Origin of the sequence: Xenorhabdus budapestensis (assembly GCF_017743015.1) — a bacterium.
Classification (GTDB): Bacteria; Pseudomonadota; Gammaproteobacteria; order Enterobacterales; family Enterobacteriaceae; genus Xenorhabdus; species Xenorhabdus budapestensis.
In genome coordinates this window covers 1,521,111-1,545,988 of the sequence record NZ_CP072455.1, presented here as the reverse complement: position 1 = coordinate 1,545,988, position 24,878 = coordinate 1,521,111, and the positions used below count along the sequence as shown (strand labels likewise).

At 41.0% G+C, this 24,878-nt stretch carries 26 protein-coding genes, 9 tRNA genes and 3 pseudogenes; 25 read left to right on the top strand and 13 right to left on the bottom strand.

The features are described 5' to 3' along the window. Nucleotides 1–165: 165 nt before the first annotated feature. From HGO23_RS07360 to HGO23_RS07330, 7 genes and pseudogenes are all read left to right on the top strand, one after another. A tRNA-Arg gene (locus HGO23_RS07360) sits at nt 166–240 on the top strand. A gap of 175 nt (nt 241–415) precedes the next feature. Further along, the gene (locus HGO23_RS07355) at nt 416–1,630 is read left to right on the top strand and encodes a tyrosine-type recombinase/integrase (protein ID WP_209028732.1); all 1,215 of its coding nucleotides are present in this window, start codon (nt 416–418) and stop codon (nt 1,628–1,630) included. 144 nt (nt 1,631–1,774) lie between these two features. Then, the gene (locus tag HGO23_RS07350) at nt 1,775–2,098 is read left to right on the top strand and encodes a DUF6387 family protein (protein WP_209028433.1); all 324 of its coding nucleotides are present in this window, start codon (nt 1,775–1,777) and stop codon (nt 2,096–2,098) included. A 50-nt stretch (nt 2,099–2,148) separates the two neighbouring features. Beyond that, nucleotides 2,149–2,861, top strand: a protein-coding gene (locus HGO23_RS07345) for an IS1 family transposase (RefSeq protein ID WP_209027487.1) whose coding sequence is annotated in 2 segments (ribosomal slippage) — nt 2,149–2,395 and nt 2,395–2,861 — 714 coding nt in all. Because the reading frame shifts where the segments join, the coding sequence is not laid out codon by codon here. A gap of 42 nt (nt 2,862–2,903) precedes the next feature. Then, nucleotides 2,904–3,434, top strand: coding sequence for a DUF6387 family protein (locus HGO23_RS07340; protein ID WP_244967918.1), 531 nt, complete (start codon nt 2,904–2,906; stop codon nt 3,432–3,434). Between the two features lie 205 nt (nt 3,435–3,639). Continuing rightward, nucleotides 3,640–3,845 (top strand): annotated as a pseudogene (locus HGO23_RS07335) (helix-turn-helix transcriptional regulator). Between the two features lie 86 nt (nt 3,846–3,931). Further along, a complete protein-coding gene (locus tag HGO23_RS07330; protein ID WP_209028432.1) occupies nt 3,932–4,627 on the top strand; it encodes a Rha family transcriptional regulator in 696 nt (231 codons plus the stop codon). Nucleotides 4,628–5,155: 528 nt separating this feature from the next. Here the strand turns inward: HGO23_RS07330 and HGO23_RS07325 are convergent. Then, the gene (locus HGO23_RS07325) at nt 5,156–5,356 is read right to left on the bottom strand and encodes a YlcI/YnfO family protein (RefSeq protein WP_209028431.1); all 201 of its coding nucleotides are present in this window, start codon (nt 5,354–5,356) and stop codon (nt 5,156–5,158) included. A gap of 202 nt (nt 5,357–5,558) precedes the next feature. On the opposite strand from HGO23_RS07325, the gene HGO23_RS07320 reads away from it, so the two are divergent. The 7 genes from HGO23_RS07320 (at nt 5,559) to HGO23_RS07290 (ending at nt 10,907) form a co-directional block, all read left to right on the top strand. Continuing rightward, on the top strand, nt 5,559–5,747 hold the full coding sequence (locus tag HGO23_RS07320) for a hypothetical protein (RefSeq protein WP_209028430.1): 189 nt from the start codon (nt 5,559–5,561) through the stop codon (nt 5,745–5,747). Between the two features lie 122 nt (nt 5,748–5,869). After that, nucleotides 5,870–5,992: a hypothetical protein gene (locus HGO23_RS19915; protein WP_280529531.1), complete on the top strand. Its 123-nt coding sequence runs from the start codon at nt 5,870–5,872 to the stop codon at nt 5,990–5,992. Beyond that, nucleotides 5,985–6,155: a DUF4222 domain-containing protein gene (locus HGO23_RS07310; RefSeq protein WP_209028429.1), complete on the top strand. Its 171-nt coding sequence runs from the start codon at nt 5,985–5,987 to the stop codon at nt 6,153–6,155. The genes HGO23_RS19915 and HGO23_RS07310 overlap by 8 nt, the downstream gene beginning before the upstream one ends. Nucleotides 6,156–6,157: 2 nt before the next feature. Next, entirely contained in the window at nt 6,158–6,463 is a 306-nt protein-coding gene (locus HGO23_RS07305) for a hypothetical protein (RefSeq protein ID WP_209028428.1), read from the top strand. Then, nucleotides 6,457–8,583, top strand: a complete 2,127-nt coding sequence (locus HGO23_RS07300; protein WP_209028427.1) for a primase-helicase zinc-binding domain-containing protein — start codon at nt 6,457–6,459, stop codon at nt 8,581–8,583. The genes HGO23_RS07305 and HGO23_RS07300 overlap by 7 nt, the downstream gene beginning before the upstream one ends. Nucleotides 8,584–8,903: 320 nt before the next feature. Continuing rightward, complete coding sequence (locus HGO23_RS07295; protein ID WP_209028426.1) at nt 8,904–9,140, top strand: hypothetical protein; 237 nt, start codon at nt 8,904–8,906, stop codon at nt 9,138–9,140. A gap of 1,110 nt (nt 9,141–10,250) precedes the next feature. After that, nucleotides 10,251–10,907 (top strand): hypothetical protein, encoded by a 657-nt coding sequence (locus HGO23_RS07290; RefSeq protein WP_209028425.1) that lies wholly within the window; start codon nt 10,251–10,253, stop codon nt 10,905–10,907. Nucleotides 10,908–11,200: 293 nt separating this feature from the next. Here the strand turns inward: HGO23_RS07290 and HGO23_RS07285 are convergent, their stop codons facing one another. The 3 genes and pseudogenes from HGO23_RS07285 to HGO23_RS07275 form a co-directional block, all read right to left on the bottom strand. Further along, entirely contained in the window at nt 11,201–11,716 is a 516-nt protein-coding gene (locus tag HGO23_RS07285; protein ID WP_209028424.1) for a DUF4411 family protein, read from the bottom strand. Continuing rightward, nucleotides 11,713–12,042, bottom strand: coding sequence for a hypothetical protein (locus tag HGO23_RS07280; RefSeq protein WP_209028423.1), 330 nt, complete (start codon nt 12,040–12,042; stop codon nt 11,713–11,715). Before HGO23_RS07280 ends, HGO23_RS07285 begins: the two co-directional genes overlap by 4 nt. A 149-nt stretch (nt 12,043–12,191) precedes the next feature. Continuing rightward, nucleotides 12,192–12,890: pseudogene (locus HGO23_RS07275) on the bottom strand (IS1 family transposase). Between the two features lie 571 nt (nt 12,891–13,461). On the opposite strand from HGO23_RS07275, the gene HGO23_RS07270 reads away from it, so the two are divergent. The 5 genes from HGO23_RS07270 to HGO23_RS07255 all read left to right on the top strand — a co-directional run bounded on the left by HGO23_RS07270 (nt 13,462) and on the right by HGO23_RS07255 (nt 17,038). Continuing rightward, the gene (locus HGO23_RS07270) at nt 13,462–13,827 is read left to right on the top strand and encodes a YkgJ family cysteine cluster protein (RefSeq protein ID WP_209028422.1); all 366 of its coding nucleotides are present in this window, start codon (nt 13,462–13,464) and stop codon (nt 13,825–13,827) included. Nucleotides 13,828–13,985: 158 nt separating this feature from the next. Continuing rightward, on the top strand, nt 13,986–14,489 hold the full coding sequence (locus HGO23_RS19625) for a hypothetical protein (protein WP_244589929.1): 504 nt from the start codon (nt 13,986–13,988) through the stop codon (nt 14,487–14,489). Continuing rightward, nucleotides 14,486–15,244, top strand: a complete 759-nt coding sequence (gene mtnK, locus HGO23_RS19620) for an S-methyl-5-thioribose kinase (RefSeq protein ID WP_244967917.1) — start codon at nt 14,486–14,488, stop codon at nt 15,242–15,244. The genes HGO23_RS19625 and mtnK overlap by 4 nt, the downstream gene beginning before the upstream one ends. Nucleotides 15,245–15,358: 114 nt before the next feature. Next, entirely contained in the window at nt 15,359–16,363 is a 1,005-nt protein-coding gene (mtnA, locus tag HGO23_RS07260) for an S-methyl-5-thioribose-1-phosphate isomerase (RefSeq protein ID WP_342355500.1), read from the top strand. A gap of 12 nt (nt 16,364–16,375) precedes the next feature. After that, nucleotides 16,376–17,038, top strand: coding sequence for an L-fuculose-phosphate aldolase (locus HGO23_RS07255; protein WP_209028421.1), 663 nt, complete (start codon nt 16,376–16,378; stop codon nt 17,036–17,038). 130 nt (nt 17,039–17,168) lie between these two features. Here HGO23_RS07255 and HGO23_RS07250 read toward each other — a convergent pair. From HGO23_RS07250 to HGO23_RS07225, 6 genes are all read right to left on the bottom strand, one after another. Next, nucleotides 17,169–17,244: transfer RNA gene (locus tag HGO23_RS07250), tRNA-Lys, on the bottom strand. A 30-nt stretch (nt 17,245–17,274) separates the two neighbouring features. Further along, nucleotides 17,275–17,350: transfer RNA gene (locus HGO23_RS07245), tRNA-Lys, on the bottom strand. A 31-nt stretch (nt 17,351–17,381) separates the two neighbouring features. Continuing rightward, a tRNA-Lys gene (locus HGO23_RS07240) sits at nt 17,382–17,457 on the bottom strand. Nucleotides 17,458–17,499: 42 nt separating this feature from the next. After that, nucleotides 17,500–17,575, bottom strand: a tRNA-Val gene (locus tag HGO23_RS07235). A 78-nt stretch (nt 17,576–17,653) separates the two neighbouring features. Continuing rightward, a tRNA-Val gene (locus HGO23_RS07230) sits at nt 17,654–17,729 on the bottom strand. A gap of 63 nt (nt 17,730–17,792) precedes the next feature. Continuing rightward, nucleotides 17,793–17,868, bottom strand: a tRNA-Val gene (locus HGO23_RS07225). A 269-nt stretch (nt 17,869–18,137) separates the two neighbouring features. On the opposite strand from HGO23_RS07225, the gene gltX reads away from it, so the two are divergent. From gltX to HGO23_RS07195, 6 genes and pseudogenes are all read left to right on the top strand, one after another. Continuing rightward, nucleotides 18,138–19,553: a glutamate--tRNA ligase gene (gltX, locus tag HGO23_RS07220; protein ID WP_099136243.1), complete on the top strand. Its 1,416-nt coding sequence runs from the start codon at nt 18,138–18,140 to the stop codon at nt 19,551–19,553. Between the two features lie 186 nt (nt 19,554–19,739). Continuing rightward, nucleotides 19,740–19,815 (top strand) — tRNA-Ala (locus tag HGO23_RS07215). A 25-nt stretch (nt 19,816–19,840) separates the two neighbouring features. Then, nucleotides 19,841–19,916 (top strand) — tRNA-Ala (locus HGO23_RS07210). Nucleotides 19,917–20,063: 147 nt separating this feature from the next. Then, nucleotides 20,064–20,437 (top strand): annotated as a pseudogene (locus HGO23_RS20055) (transposase); the annotation flags it as partial. Continuing rightward, nucleotides 20,409–20,738, top strand: coding sequence for an MATE family efflux transporter (locus HGO23_RS20050; RefSeq protein ID WP_209028420.1), 330 nt, complete (start codon nt 20,409–20,411; stop codon nt 20,736–20,738). The pseudogene HGO23_RS20055 and the gene HGO23_RS20050, both read left to right, overlap by 29 nt. Further along, entirely contained in the window at nt 20,732–21,109 is a 378-nt protein-coding gene (locus HGO23_RS07195) for a VOC family protein (RefSeq protein WP_099136246.1), read from the top strand. The genes HGO23_RS20050 and HGO23_RS07195 overlap by 7 nt, the downstream gene beginning before the upstream one ends. On the opposite strand, the gene HGO23_RS07190 is transcribed toward HGO23_RS07195, so the two are convergent. The 3 genes from HGO23_RS07190 to ligA form a co-directional block, all read right to left on the bottom strand. Next, the gene (locus tag HGO23_RS07190) at nt 21,106–21,324 is read right to left on the bottom strand and encodes a DUF3820 family protein (RefSeq protein WP_099136247.1); all 219 of its coding nucleotides are present in this window, start codon (nt 21,322–21,324) and stop codon (nt 21,106–21,108) included. The genes HGO23_RS07195 and HGO23_RS07190 overlap by 4 nt on opposite strands. Nucleotides 21,325–21,387: 63 nt before the next feature. Further along, nucleotides 21,388–22,578: a NupC/NupG family nucleoside CNT transporter gene (locus tag HGO23_RS07185; protein WP_209028419.1), complete on the bottom strand. Its 1,191-nt coding sequence runs from the start codon at nt 22,576–22,578 to the stop codon at nt 21,388–21,390. A gap of 247 nt (nt 22,579–22,825) precedes the next feature. Next, complete coding sequence (ligA, locus tag HGO23_RS07180; RefSeq protein WP_209028418.1) at nt 22,826–24,844, bottom strand: NAD-dependent DNA ligase LigA; 2,019 nt, start codon at nt 24,842–24,844, stop codon at nt 22,826–22,828. Nucleotides 24,845–24,878: the final 34 nt, after the last annotated feature.

Sequence of the window (24,878 nt, the reverse complement as noted above, 5' to 3'; positions counted from 1 at the left end):
CTGTTTTCGAGCATTATGCCTTTCAGCCAATAGCCGCCAATATGTTAAATATACTGCCAATTTTTCTTTAATGGTAATCAAAATGATTGATGATTATATAGGCAAACAGTTCGTTATATCTTATCTCAGGAAAGAAAAAGAGATATACTGTGCCCTGTTTTATTCGCCCTCTTAGTTAAATGGATATAACAAGCCCCTCCTAAGGGCTAGTTGTAGGTTCGATTCCTGCAGGGGGCGCCAAATAAACATCTCTCATAGTCTATTCAAGTCAATTAATCCCAGTAAAATCAGCTCATTAACAGCACATCCCTTCTCTAGAGGTCTAGTCTCGTCTTTCTAAATCTATACAATTTGTTGTATAGTTTTTTGTATAGAAATTCCCTATACATTCTTTCTATACAATATTGGGTGATTTATAAAGCTGACAGGCTTGACAATCAAGCGAGCCAAACCAAAAGAAAAAGCCTATACGCTGGCAGACGGCAACGGGCTATCTTTATTGATTGATACTAATGGTTCCAAAGGCTGGCGATATCGTTATCAATTTGCGGGTAAAACCAAAATGATCTCATTAGGTATCTATCCGGTAGTCACACTCAACGAAGCCAGAACCAAGCGCGATGAAGCAAGAAAGCTGGTGGCTAATGGGCTTAATCCCAGCGAAGTAAGAAAAACTGAAAAGATATCCGCGGCAAACCTGATAGAGAACACCTTCGAAAACATAACCCATGAATGGTACGAGAAACGTGTAGACAGGTGGTCTTCTTCTTATGCCAAAGAAATGATGGAAACATTTGAAAAAGACGTTTTCCCATATATAGGCAATAGGCCTATTGCTGAGATTAAACCAATGGAACTTATGGCTGTTTTATCACGAATGAACGATCGAGGAGCGACAGAAAAACTCAGGAAGGTACGTCAACGGTGTGGGGAGGTATGGCGATATGCAATAGTAACAGGGAGAGCTGAATATAATCCCGCCCCAGATTTAGTGTCTGCTTTTGCTCCACATAAAAAAGAACATTATTCATTTTTAACTGTTGATGAGATCCCTGAGTTCTATAAATCCTTAAATGCCTATACTGGCAGTTTCATCGTAAAAATGGGGATGCGATTACAAATGATAATTGGTGCCCGTCCCGGTGAATTACGCAAAGCTGAATGGTCAGAGGTTGATTTTAATAAAGCGCAATGGGAAATACCTGCTGCGAAAATGAAAATGCGCCGTACTCATATTGTGCCATTATCAAATCAGGCTATCGATATTTTAGAACAGTTAAAGCCCATTACAGGACAAGGGAAATATGTTTTTCAGGGTAGGAATGATGCAAATAAACCTATGAGTGAAATGGCATTAAATTTATTAATTAGACGAATTGGTTATACAGGGCAAGCAACGAGTCACGGATTCCGCCATACAATGAGTACTATTTTGCATGAACAAGGTTATCCGTCCGAATGGATTGAAACTCAGCTTGCCCATGTTGATAAGAACAGCATTCGAGGAACTTACAACCACGCCCAATATCTGGACGGTCGTAGGGAAATGCTTCAATGGTATGCCGACTACATGGGCGCACTCGAACGGGGCGAAAATGTGGTACATGGCACATTTGGGAAGCGTGCTTAACTGGATGAATAGACAGCCTTAATTGTCTTTAGTAGACTATCCAAGACGTTAAAGAATAAAGCTATGCCTAGGTTGATCTCCGAAAACTAGTACACCTCTACTAGCTGGCATAGCTCCTACTAATAGAGGGCATGAGGTGGCGGTATGACAAAGGCAACAAAAAAAGATTTACCATGGTTTAGTTTAGATAATTATGCATTCTTGGAAGATTTGACCCTTGAAAATCTGATTGAAGAACTGGTATTACGTAATTTTTTATTTACCCTTATAGAAGACTATGAATCCAGTGATTACGATGAGTATGAGATAAAATTTGAAAGAATATTTAATGGCGATCCCAATATAACGACCCCCAATCAAGAGGAAAGGGAAGTTGATGAAGCAATTGAATATGTCAATAGTCAAGCTCCCTCTTTAAGAAACCTATACGGCGAATTACCAAGCCTTCCCTCAAAAAATGGGTCGTGACTCTAAAGCGTTAATTTGATATTCTTGTGTTTTTTTAGTGGAACCCATATGTGACTGTCAAGATAGAAGTTGTTTGCCGATATTGCGGTCAAACCGAACCTGTACGTAAACACGGGACAGGTAAAGCAGGCTTCCCGCGCTATTATTGCAAGGATTGCCGGAAAACCTTTCAACTTAACTATCGTTACAATGGCCATAAACCTGACATGAAAGAGAAAATTGTTGATATGGCAATGAATGGCTCTGGTGTGAGAGACACTGGCCGCGTTTTAGGTGTCGGTATCAATACGGTAATACGCACTTTAAAAAACTCTCGCCAAAACAAGTAACAACGAGACAGGCCGTTTACGAAGATGTGACTCTCATCTGTGAATTAGATGAACAATGGTCTTTTGTGGGCAACAAAAAACAACGCCATTGGCTTTGGTATGCGTTTGATACAAAAAGAAAACAGGTCATAGCCCATGTATTCGGTCCGCGAACCGATGCAACCTGCCGCAAATTGCTCGACTTACTGACCCCTTTTAGCATTCGTTTCATCACGACGGATGACTGGGGGAGTTACACCCGAGAAATTGAGTCTGAAAAGCATTTAGTGGGAAAAATTTTTACTCAACGCATTGAGCGGCATAATCTCAATCTGCGTATTCATATCAAACGATTGGCAAGAAAAACAATTTGTTATTCACGTTCGATAGAAGTCCACGAAAAGCTGATTGGGGCATATATTGAAAAACATCATTACAACGCTTTGGAGTCATGACCAAAAAATGGAGTAAGCCCAATCACATTCAGTGAGCTGACGATGTATTCTTATGCTGCTATTAAACAGGGATTTTTTAAAATAGATGAAGAAGATACATATATAAAAACTAATGCTATGCTTGCAAGCGTAACAGGCAATCTTGATTGTTTTAATAATTTGGTTTTAACATGGATTGATTTGGATGATGCTACAGATGATGAAATTATTACTAGTTTGACTCAACTACTTCCTTTATGGCGAGAACAGTTATTACTTCCTGAGCAAGAGCATGTGTCACAAAAAAGAATTGGTATAAAAACATTACATAAATTAATTTCTAATAGAGTTCTTCCTATACTTGATCTACTTCTATGGGAAAAAATGAACGGTAAAAACGTAACTAATCCAATGATCTCATTACTTGTTTTTAATGATGATCCAAAAGATACTCAAGCTATTAAAGAATCCATTAAACCATTTGCGCTTGAAGCTATGAGTAGTAAATACACTAGATTACTTGAGCTGTATATTAATAGAGACCCTGAAATAGGGAAATGTAAGATATCAGATCTAATGCGTAGAGATTCATAGCTAGCATTTTTCTACGAAATTCATTCTGATAAAAATCTAGAATTTTACGAATTTGTATTTTATCGGAAATAAAGCTTACTCAATTTAGCGTGAAATTTTATTTTTATATCACGCTTATCATTATTATTTTCTTTCAATAAAATCCCCTCTGTAATCAATGAACGTCTACTAAGACAAATCAAGGATTAGATAACAGGAGGGCTACATGCCAGCAATCACAATACCTAAAGAAAACCTTATCCGCTTACCCGAAGTTCAACGCAGAACTGGGCGTGGATCTACAAACTCATTGCAGATAATAAATTTCCTAAGCAAGTCAAGATTGGTACTCGCTCAGTCGCTTTTATTGAATCAGAAATTAATGACTGGATATCACAGCGAATCTCTGAATCTCGCGGCGAGGTTATGTAATGAAAAACTTTATATTCCTGCCAGTAGTAGACAATGTGAATAACCCGTATAGCAGAAAATCGAATTAATTAAGACAGGGTAAAAATATGACATCCAAAAATATAGCCTTATCCGGTCAGGGATTCGCTCACGCTGAAAACAGTCAAGAACCTATTTTGGTTCAGCACAGAACTGAATCGAGAATTGATAGCCGCTTGTTTGCAAAGCGTGCTGGATTACAGCACCGCAGCTTATACAAATTAATCAAAGCCAATATTAAGCAGCTAAGGGAGTTTGGTTCACTGCCGTCATTTGAAATCGCAGCAGTGAAAGAGATTGGGGCACGAGGAATTAAGCACAATCGCTATTACTTACTCAACGAAAACCAATTTGATTTTATCTGCCGTATTGTTCGTGGGCGCAATCATGAACAAATGACCCAGTTCAAATTGGACGTGACAAAGGCATTCAGTAAGAAGCGAGCTGCTGAACCTATCCGCCGTGAATATCTGCCGAATTACCATGAGTCACGTGATGCGTTAAGGGATTTAGGCGCAGAACGTCACCACTACATCAATCTTGCCCGTACTGAGAATCGCTTTGCGGGGTTGCTGGATGGTGAACGTCAGAGCGCAGATGAACAACAGTTAGGGTTGCTCGTCTGTATGCAGAAAATCGAACAGGCAGCCTTTCAAGACGCAAGGAATGCAGGGTTATCACCGACTCAGGCGTTAGGGGAAGTGAGCCGCCGTATTGAGCAATTTGCAACACTGATGAACCCAATCGGGCGCATTGGAGGTTAATTTGATGAGTGGTCATAACATGCTCTTTGATCCCCCTAAACGGGGGAATCAAAGATTAAATATTGAACAATCAGCCACAAAGCGAGGAGAAATTAACTATAGGGATTCCTCCAGTTTAAGGAGTCCTATTGTCGAGGTCATTATCTCAGTGACCTCGAAGAATACCGTGGTCCTCACTTTGGCTGGTCACTCAGAGAAACTTTTCGCTCACACATTGGCTGAAATTTTAGCTGATGGGTATGCGAATATTTTCGGATACCTCAGTAACCCATTGATATTTAATCAAACTGCAAATATGCAGTCTGGTCATAATATGCGCGTATCATTTAGCGACGCGCAAACTTTGCGGCTGTCATTTAGTCAGTCACAAAAAGAAAAGGATAGCACGGCGAATGCTACCCTTTGGGATGATGGTTCTTTCCATCATAAGATAAATCAATTAGTTAACTACAACTCTTTAAGAGGGGGAGTGAACCAAGTCAATAATTTTGCCTTGGTTAACCACCGGACTTATTGTCTGTCGGTTAATTATTGCTCAGATGATGCTTTGGCTTTGCACTTCACCGGCTTAAGTTTTTTCTCACAGGCATCAATGACCCATGATGAAAAATTAACATTGGGATTATTTGCTTTTTCAATCTCAACGCTTACATTTATCCTATCAATCAGCTCATGGGGAAAGCGGATATTCTTTTTATCTGATTTATTGTTTTTGTTACCTGTAGCCACGATTTCCAACCTCTGTCACATTATTTGTGTATATACACCTTACTATAAAAAATTAATAAATAAAAGTGTTGATATGTGCGCACACCTTAAAATAAAGTGTATACACATATTGAGAGATATAAGGTCAGAAAAAAGAACGCCCCCGAATGGTATTCGCAGTACCAGACGAGGGCTAACCAACAACGTAAAGGAGTCTTACGCTATGGATACACCACAGCATAACCAAACTCGCCTTAAATTTACATTCCTAATTGCATCGGGCACTCAACGGCTGGTGGATATTCACCCGGTGCGCCTTATCACGGTACTGGCAGATAGTGAAGGTGAAGCCCGTTTACTGGTCGGTATTCCCTCTCTGGTATTTGTTTCCCGTCAGGAGGTGGCCGCATGAGCAAGCCTATCACTATTCATCAAGCCGTTGAAAAGGCACAGCAACTCGAATTTATTAATTAGCTTATTGAGTCATACCCTCATCAAATACAGGGCAGTGAAATATCTGTTATTTCCTCTCTGATGGCGAAGCTATCCGGCGATATTGCTGTATTTCTGATTGAAGTAATCGCGGGTGAAGAAGCTATCGATACCCCTTTCAACTATGGCGATATGTCTACAGTTCAGGGGGTGAACCATGCGTAACCCCGCACCCCATGACTATTACACCCATAAGAACGGGGAAACCGTACAAGTGCTGTCAGTCGCCTTTAATCGCGTGACGTTTGTCCGTAATGGTTATCACACCCCGTGCACCATGCCATTAAGCCGTTTCACCAAAGAATACACCTACGCAGGGAGAGCCTGATTATGTCTGATATCTATAACCATTTGGTAAAAAATAACTTTAGCGCCATGAGTACGGAAGAACTGAAAGATCTGCGTAAAAACTCCGAAGGGGCATTGAGTGGCGTGATGGCGGCAATGTCAGCAATGGGTGAGTTGGCTTTCTGGTCAGCCGATAATGAAAACTATGCAGATTGTCAGGCAAGAAAGGATTTACGCCGCGTGGGTGAAGCCCTGATGTATTTGCCGAGGATCGCCGAAGCGCTGAACGACACAGCACAGCATGCGGATTTTGAAATTCATCACCGTGAGGGATTCCCGAAATGGTAAGTCATATTGATATCCGTTCGGTGAAAGCAGCGGCGCAAAATCAGTGGCAAGGGTTGCTGTCTGCCTGTGGTGTGGACGTTCCAGCAAAGGGTAAGCATGGCGCTTGCCCCATCTGTGGCGGTAATGACCGTTTTCACTTCATAGACGACCACGGTAACGGTGACTGGCACTGCCGCCAGTGTGATAACCCGAATCATGGGGATGGCTTTGATTTATTGATGAAGGCCAAAGGGATAACGATCACCGAGGCCGCAAAAGAAGTGTCTTTGGTATTAGCGTTGCCACTGCTTGAGCCTGCCAGAAAGGAGGCTCCAAAATCGGAGGCTCCTCCGATAGCCGATAAGGTGAACAAGCTGGTGGCTCAGACTACTATCGGACAATCCGACTATCTGAGCAAAAAGGGGCTGCAATGCCCCAATCAGAAACTACTGAAAGACGGTTCTTTAGTGCTGGTCATTCAGGCACTGGACGGCACAATCACCGGTGCTCAGGTTATTAAGCCGAGTGGTGAAAAGCGCTTTGTTCCTGGTTCGAAGAAAAAGGGGAGTTTTATTCCCTTATCACCCATCACCGGAACGCCGGACACGATCATTATTGCTGAGGGCTATGCAACGGCTTTAACCGTTAGTCAATTGCATGAGGGCTTGGTGCTGGCTGCGCTGGATGAGGGCAATTTATCGACGGTTGCCGGACTGGTAAGAGAGCAGTGGACAACAGCAAAAATCATTCTGGCGGCTGACAATGATTGGCATGAATTGGGCGAACTGGACGACAAAGGCAAGCCCAAGAAGAACGTTGGCAAGATTACTGCCGAGCAGACCGCTAAGGCTATCGATGGGTGGATCGCATTACCGCCAACAGAATATAAGGCTGATTGGGATGATTATCGTCAGCGTCACGGCATTGAGGCAGCAAGGCAAGCGTTTAACGAGGAACTATATTTAGTCGAGGAAACAAAGAGCATGAATAAAGCTGTAGTAATTCCTATCGAGAAAGGGAAATGGAAGAAGAACGAAGATCTAAAACCTTTTTTTGATAAGCGATATGGCGGCTTGTATTACATTGAGCGCAAGCAAAACAACAGCACGGGCGAGATTGACGAACAAGAAACATGGGATGCAACCAAATACGGGCTAACTATCGAAGCTGCATCACGTAATGACGGTTTTATGCCAATTGATGAAATCGGACAGGGTAACGATGTTAAACACGTTGCAGGTAGCGCATACAGCCTGTTTAACGGCACAGGGCGTATACAGGGCAATAAAGACGGTGGCAACCGTGCAGTTCTAAGATGGGCAATTGTCGCCTTGTCTACAGGTGAAGAAGACTTCGAAACCTATCTGATCCGTAATGGTGTAACACCAAAAGCAGGTCAATTAGTCCGCTTGGTCAGTGTACCGTTTGCCGATACCGTAGAATTCCACAGTCTTGATGATGGCGATTTGCACTCAAGAGCCATTAAACGTGCGTCAACTCAGCATTGCGGGGCAGCAGGTAGGGCATGGATAGAAATTCTCGCGGCAAAACAAGATGAAGCTAGCCAGAAGGTAACCCAAAAAGAAAAGGAATGGTTAGAAAGCTTGCCTGATAACGCATCGCCACAAGTAAAACGAGTTGCTACACGATTCGCTATGCTGGATGCCACCGCCGAACTATCAGCATCTATCACAGGATGGGATACAGCAGAATGTAACCGTTTTGTTCGTGACAGCTTCAATGAATGGATGGAGAACTACGGGACAGGCAACCGAGAGAAATATCAGGTTGTGAAACGGGCGCGTGACTTTATTCAACGCTATGGCCTAAATCGCTTCCAGCCTTATACCTACGGGAAACGTAATGGTGAGCTAGACCGAACACATGCAGGCAGGATCGCAAACCTTGCGGGCTACCTTGTCTCTGGCAGGCGAGAAGATGGAAAAGACGAATATCATATTATCCCGTCAATATTCGAAGATGAAATACTCGCTGGGGTTCAAAAGAAATTGGGCGCTGAGGCACTAGAAGAAGCCGGGATTTTAATTAGACCTGAATCGGGTCGGGTAGACGGTAAAACTATCAGCATTAATGGCAGCCAACAGCGATTTGTTGTGCTTATTGATAACGAGGAAGATTAGCCAGTCAAAATAGAAATCCCTCTAATAAGTCAAAAATCTTGGGATAAGTGGGATAACGGGATAAGTAATAAAAAAGATATAATTATTAATACCTTATTGTATCAGTATGTATCCCATCTTATCCCAAGTTACCCCAAATAAAATGATAATGAGTTGTTATTGGCACTAATCAAGAATCTAAGTTATCCCAAAAATCAAAATTATGGGATAAGTTTTTAGGGGGTCTGAGATAAGTTAACGTGATGATATAAAACAATAAATTTAAGCTTATCCCGTTATCCCAAGAAAAAACCGATTTCCCTATATATGAGAGATACAAAATGAGAGATAAATTAAATATCAAAAGTATTTCACCCGTAGCGGCATGGGCGTTATGTGATGTTAAATATGAGAAACAAGAAAGGATATGCACGCAAATATTACCCGTTTTAACAACAGAGTTTGGCATGGAACCCTTGCACCCTAGTGATGGCTCTTGTGAATTACTCTATCTACCCGAAGATAAGTTTATACGTTCTGATGAGCCTTATTGTTATTCATGGCACATTATGAGTTAGCGATGAATATTCGCGGAATAGCCGAGGCATTAGAAACGTTCTACGTCACAATATTTAGAGAAACAGAATAATGCCAATTACCCAACAAGATATTTGACGGTATTATCGGCATATCTCACTACATAAAGAGCCGCTGATAAATTGGCGGCTCCAGTATCACTTTAAAATACCTGCGTTTTCTTGCGTATTTTGTCCCCCGCTCTGCGCAATAGTCTCTGAATACTCGCGTTTTCCGTCGGTTCTTACTGCGCAGTTTTAACCGTCTCATTCTGCGCAATGGCTGAATACCCCTGCTTTTCTTGGGTATCATTTTGCGCAGTTTGTTGCTTTGCGCACCTTGCTTGCGCAGATGTGGCCTGAGTTTGCGCAGTATTGCGCACTATTATTTTGCGCAGCAGGTTACAGGTACGAAACGGGGTTGTGATGCTTCGTAGAAAGGTTTTAATGTTAAGAATTGTTAGGATTTAGCGATGGGTGATCTGCCGGGTTGGTCTGCCAAAAGAAGTTTTTACCTTAAGATTTCTTAAGATTTCACTTATGCTATTTCTTTGGCGTATAGCGTAGAGAAAGGCATCAACCTTATCAAAACTTATCATTTGGCTTACCTGAGTTTTGGTTTTGTAGCCTTGAATTCGAAGAGTCTTTGCTCTGAGGTGGCAATGTTTCCCCGATTTGAAATCGGGAAAATCAGCCATCTTCTACATGCGGAATAATCCCGCATCTAAAACCTGTGCTATGCAGAAATAAGGGAACTAAATAGGCTTTCAAATCCCATTTATGTAACTTATTGATTTTTATTAATTCCTGCACAGAGAGAGAAGCCAATAATATCAATAGATTAAATTATAATTTTACGTAATTTATTAATTTATATGATTTCTATCACTGAGGCATGGATTTATGGAATTAAGGGTTAAAGAAAACATCTTTCTGTTCACTCTTTAAAAATAACATATTGAAATTATTTTCTGACTATGAGTATAGTACATCGTATTGGAGTGCTTGCTATTATATTCTTCGTTTGTGAATGCTTTCGCTACCTTGATCCAGCACGGTTTTTGCAAAGTGATATGACGCACCAGAACTACAAGTTTATTTAAGGGGTTCATTATGATTGATAGTGATGAAGATGATGATATGCCCATTGGGGAGCGAATTGATAACCTTGTTAGACTTAGAAGGCCTGTTAACTTTGTTCTACCTAATAATAAAACGATTAAACTTAATAAAACCGCTCTATTAAACAACTCTAATGGTATTGCTGCATTTGAAAGAATGAATGACTCTATTTTTCCAAATAAACTTAGCATGATGAGTAAGCCTATTCCAGTTCAGAATAATAAAGTATTACAGCGTCCTGCGAGTCCAAAATCACTTTATTATTTGGAAAAATACACCGAGTATTCGAAAGCGAAAGAGGACACCAAGTATCGTTTGATAAATTTTATAACTCATGAACCCAAAGCGGCTGATGGTCAATATATCTTTGTTATTTCTGCTAATGACCCTCTTATTATACGCTGTGCAAGGAGCGTGCGAGATAGTAACTACCATTGGTATGATGCCGTTGATGGACATAGTTCAATAAGCTACAGACAGGCGGTGTATTTCGCCGGAACCTTATTATTTGACAAAGGTCAACTGTTGGAATGGACAAACGCCAGTGGGCATTATAAACCCTCTAAGGATTCGGCGTTGTTGCTGACACCCCATATTAGGCACCTACTGCCTGATTCCAAATTCCGTTGCATTAGCTTTAATAAATAACGCTTAATTTCAGTATCAGGGGCATGATGCCCCTACCCTCACTCCACCCGTTCAGTATCCGTTGTTACCCCTGTTGCCTTCAACCTTAAATTCCACACCGAATCTTCCGGCACCCGGTTAGACGTCCGTGTCCAGATGCCGGAAGATTCTATCTGGAACCAGAAACAGGTATTGGCGTCTGATCCTCCGCAGGAGCATGGCGCCACGTCAGCCGTCAATAAATAGCCAATAGGGGAGATTAGCGGGTGGATTGGGGGCAGATGCTAAAAAGCCCTCGCGGGGAGGGCTAGTAGTTAATTCGAAGATTGAGATAATATAAATTTTATCTGGAAGTTTCTTAGCATTTCTTTTGTTCTAATTATTGGGACTTCAAAATGATCGCATATATCAGGAATTTTGGGACGACAGCCATTGTTTTTGTCTCTAACTTCATGAGTAACAACAGTGGCATTTATTGATTTCGCTTTAGCCACAATCCAAGGATCGGCTGCGCCAAGAAATTTTTCTATATGAGGAAGGCTATTTCTGTGTCTTGGTGAGTATTCTGTATAAACGTAGTTCACAATTTCAGTGAAAGTCTTTTGTGTTAGTTCATCATCAATAGATTGAAAAAAAGACTTTTTATTCTTAATCCAAGAATACACATCATCATCCTGTTTCTGTAGTTCATGATATACACTTTTTATGCTGACTACCTGTCCTTCCGCAAATTTTGATTCCATTAAATCCCAAAACCCAGGACATAAATCGAAACAGTAATAATCTTGTTGTGCTTGAATAAAGATATTATAATCAATAAGATAAATCAAAACCCCAACTCCTTCTGAGCAAACTCATATAATTTATTAGGGCGAATTCCTGTCAATTGCTGAGCTTCTCTAAGCAATATTTTTCCCTCTAGGGCTTGTGTTGCTACTGCCACAGCAAGGCGCTCGCTAATCCTTACTTTTTGGTTTCTAGCGTAGTCACCTCCTCCAGTTGATGGATTCTTTTCATTAATAGAGTTGATAAACGCATCATGTGCTTCTTGAACTATCAATTTAAGGTCTAAAGCTCTTCTTGCAATAACCCATCTACTTACTCGAAACGTAGACACCATATGATCTATATTTTCCCCTAAATCAATATAGGTCACCCATTCTTTTAGAAACAATTCTTGAGGTGTTAGATATTCAGCAGCAACAGCATTGCAGAATACTTCCTCTTTAGCATGAGAATAGCTAGATAGATCAGATATGGCAGATTGTCCGATAATTGGTCACGTATTCAATCCGTTGATTTGTGTTAAATATAGTATTCACGTTCAATGAAAGTGCCGATGACTTTATCATGCATTTCCGGCGACTTCGAATAACCCAACGTCTTACGATTGAGTCGCTTAAGTCGGTTGCGCAATGTCAAATTTTCCCGCTCAATACGTTGAGTGAAGATTTTTCCGACAAGATGATGGCTTTTTGGTAATAGGTTGTAAGCCTTGAAATTATCTGTGCACCAGAAAACAACATTGAACGAAGCAAGTTTTTTGAGAAGTTTCTTGAGTGTTTTTTTGCTTCTCGCTCCAAATGTATGGGCAATGATACGTTTTAGACGCGGTTCCCAAGCATACCATAACCAGCGTCGGCATTTTTTATTCCCGACAAATGACCACACTTCATCAACTTCACAAATGAGCTGAACGTTGACATTATTTATCCAGTGGGAGTGTTGTTACGCATCGTGGTTTAAGTTTTTTAAAACACGGACAACAGCATTGATACTGATATGTAATGCACGGGCCGTATCACGGATACCAGCATTATTCATGGCAAGATCAACAAATTGTTCTTTTATAGCCGCTTGGCACGCGCGATAGGCGTAATCCAGTTGGAAGGTTCGTTTGCAGGAGAAACAGCGATAGCGTTGGTGCCCAGCCTCACCTTTGCCATGCTTTTTGACGTATTCAGTTTGCTGACAAAATCGACATTTTACTTCAACAGTCGCCATGTGATTTCTCCAAAAAAATGGCGATTATACACAACCATCAACAGGTTGAATACGTGACCTAATCTTCCAAAAGATAAATCAAGATATGTAATTATTGATGATGCAATGCATTTTAGCTTTATCCAAAATTGCAAACCTAATGCGATAGTGCTAATCGAAAAAGACGCTCCGGGAAAGGGAATAGTTTGTAAAGATGGAGGCAAGAGAAGTCGGGAAAAAATTCACAATGAAATACTGAAGCATATTATTATCTTTTTTCAGCAAACATTCTCAGAGTAAAATTGTTATTAATTTTTAAAAAGTAATATTCAATTGTCTAAATCAAAAGTGGTCTGTTAATAAGACTATTTTTGATTTTTAACATTGAAAAATAAATTTCTCTTGATATCCCCTATTATCTAAAAAGATAATCTATTCTCAAAGAGGCTATCTTTCCATATACCCTATGAATTTTAAAGTACAGCCAACAAAGCTATAGCTTTAAAGACTCAGGATATATAAAAATAATCTCTTGAAATCAGAGCTATTTTACTTAAGTGAATATCTCAAAAATTAGATAGAGACATCTGGTATGAGTCACGTGTTAAATTCTCAATCTTTGAATAATCCTTGCATTAGCTGCGGTGCTTGCTGTGCATATTTTCGTGTTTCGTTTTATTGGGCAGAAGCAGAAGATGGAGGAGGTACAGTTCCCATCTCTGCCACTGAAAAACTGAACAATTTTATGTATTGCATGAAAGGCACGAATGAACTACACCCTCGTTGTATAAAGCTACAAGGGGAAATTGGTCACGTAGTTTCCTGTTCCATTTATGATAAAAGACCTTCTCCTTGTAGGGAGTTTTCTCAAGCATGGGAAACTGGTGATTACAATGAAGCCTGTGATCGCGCCAGGTCTGCTTATGGCCTTCCCCCTCTGCCAAAGCCACAAACCTGATGACTTTCGCTGTCGTAGACTATATTCGTTATTTCCATCACAGACACTTTACTTTTGTATACTTATTGTTAACAAATGTGAAAATCCATTACCGCAGAATATGTTATCACTGTACAGCTTATGAACTTCCCTTCATAAAATTATCAGGATGAAAAATAATGTCTGCTTATGTTCCTACTGAATATACCCCACAAACTTGTGAATCCTTACCACATTATCTTGCGAAAAATTTACCAACAACCATCTCACTCGGCGGGTTGCCTGAAACATGGCAAATAAAGGAAGTTGGTGATGGGAATCTCAACTTAGTTTTCATTATTTCTGGAACTGAAAAAACGGTTATTGTCAAACAAACCTTACCTTATATGCGGGCAGCAGGAGAATCATGGCAACTTTCTCTTGATCGTACCTATTTTGAATATCATAACCTGCTAGAAGTAAATAAATTTGTCAGCCAGTATGTTCCTGATGTGTATTTTTACGATGAAGAAATGTCTTTATTTGTGATGGAATATTTATATCAGCATATTATCTTGCGTAAGCAGTTAATCGCCGGGCAGAAATTCCCTTATCTCGCAGAAGATATTGGAATTTTTCTTGCTGATACCCTATTCCACACCTCTGATATCGGAATGGACAGTAAAGAAAAAAAGAGCTGGTGAGCCGCTTTGCTAATAATCACGAACTTTGTAAGATCACCGAAGATCTGATTTTTACAGAGCCACATTTCAATGCCGAAAGAAACAATTGGACTTCTCCGCAACTTGATAGTGACGCCCACGCTGTTTGGCAGGATCAGACAATGATCCAAACTGTGATGCAGTATAAATACAAATTCATGACTGAAGTCCAAGCCTTACTACACGGTGATCTCCACTCTGGTTCCATTATGGTAACACCGGATTCTACAAAGGGAATCGACCCAGAATTCAGTTTTATGGGACCAATGGCATTTGATATCGGCAACTATATCGGTAATCTGTTTATCGCTTATTTTGCCCAACCTGCTTTACGAGATAATAAAAAGAAATGTACTGATTATCAGTTGTGGCTTCTAACACAGATTGAAACGACATGGGCAGTATTTGTGCATCATTTTCGTCAATTATGGAATGAAAAGAGTGCCGGAGAAGCCTATCCTATCACAATTTACCAGCAGGGAACTTTCAGCTCATCGTTCCTTAAAACAGCACAAGATAATTTTTTCTCCAATTTATTTGAAGAAACTCTGGTCTATGCCGGGCTTGAAATTAATCGCCGTATTATTGGCTTTGTCGATGTCGCTGATTTCAAACAGATTGAAGATCTAACACTACGCGCCACTTGTGAAAAACGCGCCTTGAAACTAGCACGTGAGTTAATTGTCAACAAGCATAAACACCAAGATTTTTCACTAATTAAACGTTATATCACATAGGATTAAGAAACTTAGATGAAAATTAATGGCATCCATTATCGTTCTGTTTGGCTTGCTGACGATGGATATACCGTCGAAATTTTCGATCAGACCAAGCTACCTTTTGAATTATAAATCATTCAGTTAAGCACCATGCAGGATGTTGCAACAGCGATTAAAGATATGTGGGTACGTGGCGCCCCTTTAATTGGTGCTGTTGCCGCTTATGATATGGCACTGGCAATGCATCAGAACAGCAGCACTGAGAATTTGCAACTTGCTTATGACACGCTAGTCAAAACCCGGCTAACTGCTATTAATTTAAAATGGGCTTTGGAGCGTTCATATCAGGTATTGGAAAATACACGCGCTCCACAATGTAAAGAGACTGCTTATCGTATTGCCAACGAAATTGCTGATGAAGACGTCGAACTATGCCGTAAGATTGGTGAAAATGGCCTAAAAATCATACAAGGAGTTGCTGAGAATAAACCAGCAGGTGAAGTCGTGAATATATTGACTCACTGCAACGCGGGATGGCTGGCAACAGTGGATTGGGGTACTGCATTATCACCCATTTATATGGCACATGATGCAGGCATTAAAGTTCATGTTTGGGTTGATGAAACTCGTCCTCGCAATCAGGGGGGATTGACGGCTTTTGAATTAGGTTCACACGGTATACCACATACTTTAATCGCTGATAATGCAGGAGGTCACTTGATGCAACATGGGAAAGTGGATCTTTGTATTATTGGTACAGACAGGACGACTGCCAGAGGGGATGTATGCAATAAAATTGGTACTTATCTTAAGGCTCTGGCAGCCAAAGCAAATCAAGTGCCATTTTATGTTGCCTTACTATCACCGACACTGGATTTTACGGTTTGGGATGGAGTAAAAGAGATCCCTATTGAACAACGTTCAGGTGAAGAGCAATCACATGTCTATGGGCTCACTTCGGAAGGGAAGCGCAATTGGGTCAATATCGTTCCGCAAGAAACACTTTGTGGAAATTATGCTTTTGATGTCACACCAGCAGAATTAGTTACCGGATTAATTACAGAACGCGGGATCTGTGATGCCAGTACAAAAGGATTGCGCGCGCTTTTCCCTGATTTATACCAGCAGTATTTGTAATGGCTATTTTTTATGGTAAATAGAAAACATATCTGCCAGTCAATCATTGAAACTTGTCTTAAGATGAATGCACTGGGTTTAAATCAAGGAACATCGGGAAATATCAGTGCTCGCTATCAGGATGGTTTTCTTATCACTCCCAGTGGTGTTCCCTATGAACGATTGACCCCAGATCAGATTGTCTACATCAAACATGACGGGAAAACTGAACCGGATAAGGTGCCATCAAGTGAATGGCATTTTCATCTATCCTGCTATCAAGCACGCCCTGAGTTGAATGCCGTTGTGCACAACCATGCTGTCAATGCAACAGCAGTTTCCATACTCAATCATTCCATCCCTGCTATTCATTATATGGTGGCGGTGACAGGGACAGATCATATTCCCTACTCAACCTTTGGAACTCCTGAACTGGCAAAAAGTGTCAAGGAAGGAATTAGGTACAGTAACGCACTGTTAATGCAACATCACGGCATGATCGCGATGGAAGCCAATCTGGAAAAAGCACTATGGCTGGCAAATGAGGTGGAAATACTAGCAAAACTTTATTTAAAAATCCTGCCTGTTGTTGGAAATGACATTGGAAATGCCGCAAAAAATATTCCGATACTTTCTTCCGAAGAGATGCAACGAATCTTGACAAAATTTAAAAATTATGGATTAAAAACTCAGTAACAAGGTAAAAAAACAGCATTTTCTAATCTTATTGGGGACTATGCTGTTTTTACATAATCTAAGTAAAAACCAGATACGGATTTTGTCTGTATATTATTTTATGGCTGGATTATAAGGAGCTGGATGAAAATGGTGGGTCGTGCAGGATTCGAACCTGCGACCAATTGATTAAAAGTCAACTGCTCTACCGACTGAGCTAACGACCCAACTAGGTAATTATGATTTTGATATCTAAATGGTGGGTCGTGCAGGATTCGAACCTGCGACCAATTGATTAAAAGTCAACTGCTCTACCGACTGAGCTAACGACCCAATTAGATAATTTTGATTTTGATATTTAAGATGGTGGGTCGTGCAGGATTCGAACCTGCGACCAATTGATTAAAAGTCAACTGCTCTACCGACTGAGCTAACGACCCATCGTAAATATCGCTGTGATACTGCGGAACAATCTAATGAAGTGGTGGGCGATACCAGATTCGAACTGATGACCCCCTCCTTGTAAGGGAGATGCTCTACCAACTGAGCTAATCGCCCACTTCATGATGACTATTACTGCATGATGACTATTACTGAAAAGTTATTGTAACGACATCTATATCACTGATTTATGATTGGTGGGCGATATCGGACTCGAACCAATGGCCCCCTCCTTGTAAGGGAGATGCTCTACCAACTGAGCTAATCGCCCAATCATAAAATCATTTTTTATCACTACGGTTGCCACTTTCTCCAGCTTATTACTACGAGAGAATGGTGGGCGATACCAGATTCGAACTGATGACCCCCTCCTTGTAAGGGAGATGCTCTACCAACTGAGCTAATCGCCCCGTCGTGATGGAGTCGCATTATAGGGATAGTTCGAGGTGAGTCAACGGTTTTTATTACTAAAATTTCTGTTCGTCGCAAAATTACACAGAATGAAACAATTATAGTCACTTTGAGTTATCATTTAGGCAATGTATTTTACCTTTTCTCAATAACCTACCATTAACGCCATTGAGGAATTGAAGTCCAGTGATAAAATAACCCCCACTATTGTTATTTCAATCATCCAAAACGTTCTCTGAAAAGTGAAATGTAATTAAGGCAATTCCCGATGAGTAAAATAAAAACCCGTTTTGCGCCAAGTCCTACTGGCTATCTTCACGTTGGCGGCGCACGCACTGCCCTTTATTCCTGGTTATACAGCCGCCATAACAAAGGTGAATTTGTTCTGCGCATTGAAGACACTGATCTGGAACGTTCAACTCAGGAAGCCATTGATGCGATTATGGACGGAATGAACTGGTTAAATCTGAATTGGGATGAAGGCCCTTATTATCAGACCAAACGTTTCGACCGTTATAATCAGGTTATTGATGAAATGCTGGAACAAAATACAGCGTATCGCTGCTATTGTTCTAAAGAGCGCTTGGAACAATTACGTGAAACTCAGATGGCAAATGGCGAAAAACCACGTTACGACGGTCGTTGCCGTGATAGTGAGTGCCAGCATATCCATAATGAGCCACATGTTGTGCGTTTCCGCAACCCACAGGAAGGCTCGGTTATTTTTAATGACAGCATCCGTGGCCCGATTGAATTCAGTAACCAAGAGTTGGACGATTTGATCATTCGCCGTACTGATGGCTCACCAACTTATAATTTCTGTGTTGTCATTGATGACTGGGATATGGAAATCACTCACGTTATTCGTGGGGAAGACCACATCAATAACACCCCGCGTCAAATTAATATTCTGAAAGCGCTCGGTGCACCAGTACCAGAATATGCTCATGTTTCTATGATCCTCGGTGACGATGGTAAAAAATTATCCAAACGTCATGGTGCCGTCAGCGTGATGCAATATCGTGATGATGGCTATCTGCCGGAAGCACTTTTGAACTATCTGGTTCGTTTGGGATGGTCACATGGCGATCAGGAAATTTTCAGTGTTGAAGAAATGACTGAGCTGTTCAGCCTTGACGCTATCAGCAAATCAGCCAGCGCCTTCAACACTGAAAAACTGCAATGGTTGAACCATCATTACATTAATACCCTGCCAGCGGAAAAAGTAGCTGTTCATTTAGCATGGCATATTGAACAACAAGGTATTGATACACGTACTGGCCCGGAACTAGTTGACCTGATTAAACTGTTGGGTGAACGCTGCAAGACATTGAAAGAAATAGCCAACGCTTGCCATTATTTCTATGAAGAGTTTACAGAGTTCGATGCAGATGCTGCGAAAAAACATCTGCGACCGGTGGCCCGTCAGCCATTAGAAGTTGTCCGTGAAAAACTGGCTGCTATTACCGAATGGACACCAGAGAATATCCATCATGCAATTCAGTCAACGGCTGACGAATTAGAAGTCGGCATGGGTAAAGTTGGTATGCCACTACGTGTTGCAGTTACTGGTGCTGGTCAATCTCCGAGTGTTGACGTCACTATCCACGCTATTAATCAGGCACGTTCACTCTCTCGTATTGATAAAGCTCTGGCTTATATTGCCCAGCGTGAAGCGCAATAATCAGCATTAAAAAATCGGCCAAAATAAGTTATAAAGGCACACAATTTATTGTAGTGCCTTTATTTTTTATTCTCCCAACCAAACATTGATGGCTTTTTCAGCGTTTACACCGGAAATATTAATGAATCCGTTGACAGAGTTCTTTGGGTTTCATATGATGCGCTCCGTTCCACAGGATTTTGATTTGGGGCTATAGCTCAGCTGGGAGAGCGCTTGCATGGCATGCAAGAGGTCAGCGGTTCGATCCCGCTTAGCTCCACCAAATACTTATCCTAAGCCACAATTGTGGGGCTATAGCTCAGCCGGGAGAGCGCTTGCATGGCATGCAAGAGGTCAGCGGTTCGATCCCGCTTAGCTCCACCAAAATTCTGAATCCCTGAAAGCGCAAGTTTTCAGGGATTTTTCTTGTGGCTGAATATAATGAAACCAGCCCGTCTGTTAAAACATCAAATCATCGTAATACTTTTTATTTTTAAACTGAAAGTTCCATCCGAATAATTTGAGTCTACGTCAATAAAGGGGGTTGGATCTCAGATTGGTCTTAACATGCTGGTTATCTTACGTACGAATACCTTTACTAGTGCAACACAAGTAGCTGCATATCTTGGTGTTATTCCTATTGAAAAGCAGTCAGGCACATCGGTGCATGGTAGAGTGCGCTTATCTAAAACGGATCCTGCTGAAATCCGTGCTAAGTTGTTTATGTCTGCACTAACTGCAATTCGTTTTAACCCCACATAAATGATTTATATAATAAATTGATTAATAAAGGAAAGGCGAAAATGTTGGCTTTAGGAGCTGCGATGCGTAAATTAGTTCATTTGTGCTACGGGGTACTAAATACGCAGCAATTATATGATGAAAACTATGCTATCAAAACTTGACAATCAAGACGGTAGCTTATTATGTGAATGCAAGTTTCTATATGCCGATTTCATTATTGGTTTGTACACTAAAGATACTCTTGTCATAGACATTGCTATTAGTATCACAATATTTTTATTCTTTTTTCAGCTTTTTGATTCTATATACTCCATATTATCAGGTATTTTACCAGGGTTTCATGAGACTAAAATAGTATTCTACGTGCCCATTTTAGGTTACTGGTTTGTTGGAATACCTCTTGGTTTTACATTAGGACTAACGGATTTCATCACTGAAAGAATGGGTAACTCAAGATGTTAACTAACATTCTTACTGATGATCTGGCAGGTACAAGCAATTTATTTGTTAATCTATTGAATTTTAATATCGAATACGAATCTGATTGGTTTATAGCAATGTCTTCTGAATCAGATGGGCAAGTTTCAGCTTTTTTAAGGACAAGTAAATTTATCCCAGATTCATATCAAAAATCTTGTCAGGGGCTGATTATCACGTTTGTCGTTAAGGATGTTGAACCCTATTTTTCAAAAGCCAAAACCCTTGCTCTGGAAATTATTGAACCACCACGTGATTTGCCCTATGGTCAGCGTCGTCTTTTAATTAAAGATAAAAGTGGTGCGCTGATCGATATTTCAGCACCAACAGCTCCACTTGACCGCAATTATGGCTAATCAGTTTTTTTCAATGGCTTTACCAATGAATCCAACCCTTCAATTTTAATTGCAAGGGTCATTTCCATTAGTGCACCCAGTTTCCCTTGTGGAAATTCCCCCTTACGGGCAAACCAAAGTAAATACTCTTCAGGAAGATCTATTAACATCCGTCCTTTGTATTTACCAAATGGCATGGCAGTGTTGGCGATCTCCAGCAAATTTTCTTTATTCATCATGCCGACCTATTGAGTCACTTTATCTTTATATAAAAGATAAAATTCAAATTGCTAAGAAAATTAAATGCTCATTACCAGTCCGGTAATTGCAGCCGACAGGAAACTCACCAATGTTGAGCCAAACAGCAGTTTCAGGCCAAAACGCGCAACAGTATTCCCCTGTTTTTCATTCAAGCCTTTAATAGCACCGGCAACAATACCAATGGATGAAAAGTTGGCAAAGGAAACCAAGAATACAGACAGGATACCTTTTGAACGATCACTCAATTGTCCTGCAATTTCCTGTAAACTCTGCATTGCAACAAATTCATTAGAAACCAGTTTAGTTGCCATGATACTACCTACTTTCAGTGCTTCATCACTGGGAATGCCAATGATCCAGGCAAATGGATAGAAAACATACCCCAGACATTCCTGGAAAGAAATACCAAATGCCATATCAAAAATGGCGTTGATACCCGCAATCAAGGCAATAAAGCCGATCAGCATGGCCGCTACAATCAAAGCGACTTTGAAACCAGCCAGAATGTACTCGCCCAGCATTTCAAAGAAACTTTGCCCTTCATGCAGATTGTTCATATGGATATCCCCTTCACTTTCAACAGAGTAAGGGTTGATAAGGGACAGAACGATAAAGGTACTGAACATGTTAAGTATCAGGGCCGCTACCACATATTTTGCATCCAGCATTGTCATGTAAGCACCTACGATAGACATAGATACCGTAGACATCGCTGTTGCCGCCATTGTGTACATCCGACGCTCAGACATTTTGTTCAATACATCTTTATAAGCGATAAAATTCTCTGATTGTCCCAGAATCAATGAACTGACCGCATTGAACGATTCTAGTTTTCCCATGCCATTAACTTTGGACAACATAGTACCAATTGCACGAATGATAATTGGCAGAATTTTTATATGTTGCAGGATACCGATCAAAGCAGAGATAAAGATGATAGGACAAAGTACATTCAGGAAGAAAAATGCCAGATTTGCTTCAATCATACCACCGAAAACAAAGCTAGTACCTTTCACGGCATAAGACAGTAAGTGGACAAACAAGCTGTCAAACCCTTTGACGATCCCTAGTCCAGCATTGGAATTAAGGAAAAACCACGCCAGAACAAGTTCAATAACAAGTAACTGAATAATATACCGAATCCGAATATCTTTCCGGTTATTACTCGCAAAAACCGCCAAGCCGCCAATGACCGCTAGAGCGAGAACAAAGTGAAAAATATGAGGCATAAAAGAACTCCAAACATGACGAGGTGCAAATTTATAATAGCATTTTTGCAACATACGATAATAAATATTGATAACTATCACATAAATTTACTATAGAGTGGCAACAAATTCCTATTTAGCAAACCTGATCACACTTTAAGCCGGAACGTGGCGACTAATGTATGCAAAAATATCTTATTTAAAGGCACTATTAAGGTTTATTATCAAGCATCCTAATAGCACCTCTTTCCTGAAAGTTTTCTTTTTATTATTCACCTAAAAGACGAAGCATTTTTTCTTCATCAATCACAGTTATACCCAATTCTGCCGCTTTGGCTAATTTAGATCCCGCAGCCTCACCCGCAATCACCAAATCTGTTTTCTTGGAGACACTGCCTGTGACTTTCGCGCCCAACGCAACTAATTTGTCTTTGGCCTCATCCCGGGATAAAAGGTTTAATGAGCCAGTCAAAACTACGGTCTTACCCGCAAATGGGCTATCGATTTCTTCTGGTTGCGGTATTTCCGCCGCTTCCCAACAGATGCCAATATTATTGACAAGATCATCAATTACTGTCTGGTTATGCGGTTCGTTAAAGAAATTAACTACATGGCTGGCAACCACACCACCTACATCTTGTACAGCAATTAATGCTTCCGTATCTGCTGCACGCAATTTTTCCAATGTGCCAAAATGTGCAACTAAATTAGCCGCAGTGGCTTCTCCAACTTCCCGAATGCCTAAAGAATAGATGAAACGGGCAAATGTGGTTTTCTTGGATTTTTCCAGAGCATTAACCACATTCTGAGCGGATTTTGGCCCCATTCGCTCAAGGCCGATTAATTGCCCTGCGGTCAAACGGAAAAGATCGGCTGGTGTTTTGACATATTCCTTATCAACCAACTGTTCAATAATTTTCTCTCCCATTCCATCCACATCCATTGCACGACGGGAAACAAAGTGTCTGAGCGCTTCTTTACGTTGTGCCCCACAAAATAAGCCACCTGTACAACGCGCTACAGCCTCGCCTTCAATACGTTCGATATCAGAACCACAAACAGGACAATGCTGTGGGAAAGTCACTTCCTGGCTTTCTGTTGGTCTTTGCTCCTTTACCACACCAACAACTTGCGGAATCACATCACCTGCCCGGCGAATAATGACGGTATCTCCTATACGCAGCCCCAGTCGTTCAATTTCATCCGCATTGTGTAATGTAGCGTTACTGACTATCACACCTGCAACCTGTACTGGTTCCAGACGTGCAACTGGTGTAATTGCCCCTGTGCGTCCTACCTGAAACTCGACATCACGTACGATTGTTATCTGTTCTTGTGCAGGAAACTTAAATGCGGTTGCCCAACGTGGAGCTCTGGCTACAAACCCCAATGTTTCCTGTAATTCAAGGGAGTCCACTTTAATGACAACACCATCAATGTCGAAACCCAGAGTCGGGCGCTGTTGCTCTACCTCGTGGTAAAAATCCAATACTTGTTGGGTTCCCTGACACAATTTCACTTTATCGCTAACCGGCAGCCCCCATTGTTTGAATTGCATCAGCCGCTCGTAGTGGCTTGCTGGCAACTCTCCACCGTCAATCACACCAATGCCATAACAATAAAAAGTCAGCGGACGCTTGGCTGTAATACGTGGGTCGAGCTGGCGCAGTGATCCTGCGGCTGCATTGCGAGGGTTAGCAAATACTTTATTACCTGTACGGCGCGCTTCTTCATTGAGTTTTTCAAAACCCGTTTGCTTCATAAAGACTTCACCACGAATCTCAACACGAACAGGAATGTTGTCTCCTTTCAAACGCAGAGGAATCGCGCGAATTGTACGAATATTGGCGGTAATATTTTCTCCTGTCGTACCATCCCCACGAGTCGCAGCCTGTACTAATTCGCCATTTTCATACAACAGGCTGACAGCCACACCATCGAGTTTAAATTCACAACAGAATACCAATTCGCGACTGTCTTTCAGACGATCACGAACACGTTTATCAAATGCCAGATAACTTTCTTCATCGAATACATTATCCAGAGATAACATCGGAATTTCGTGACGAACCTGCTCAAATGCAGTTAATGGCGCTGCTCCAACCCGTTGGGTAGGAGAATCTGCCGTAATCAACTCTGGATGCTGTTCTTCCAGTGATTTCAACTCACGCATTAAGCGATCGTATTCCACATCAGGGATCTCTGGCGCATCCATAACATGATACAAATACTCATGATGACGCAATGTTGTTCTTAGTTCGTTGATTGTTTGAATAATATTTTTCATGACTTCTCACCAGAGATGAAAAACCCCCGACTAG